Annotated in this window: 1 pseudogene; it reads left to right on the forward strand. The window is 72.5% G+C overall.

The features are described 5' to 3' along the window. Positions 1 to 276, forward strand: a pseudogene (locus IG62_RS0141075) (Ig-like domain repeat protein); the annotation flags it as partial.

Below are 276 nucleotides of genomic sequence, written 5' to 3' on the forward strand. Positions count from 1 at the left end.
CACCTGCACCTGTGTCGGCGTCACCGGCACCGCAACCGTCAACGTCACGGCGGCGACCAACTGCGTGGTCACCCTCTCCTCGACCCCCGCCAACCCGACGGCCGGCCAGCCCGTTACCGTCACCGCCACCGTCACCTGCAACGGGGTCGCGGTCCCCGGCGCGGTCGTCAACTTCACCTCCGGCGGCGGCAGTCTCCAGCTGGGCGCCGGCACCACCAACGCCTCCGGACAGGCCAGCGTGACCAGCAGCGCGCTGCCGACCGGGGCCAATGTCGT

Origin of the sequence: Streptomyces sp. NRRL S-337, from assembly GCF_000720175.1 — a bacterium.
GTDB lineage: Bacteria > Actinomycetota > Actinomycetes > Streptomycetales > Streptomycetaceae > Streptomyces > Streptomyces siderophoricus.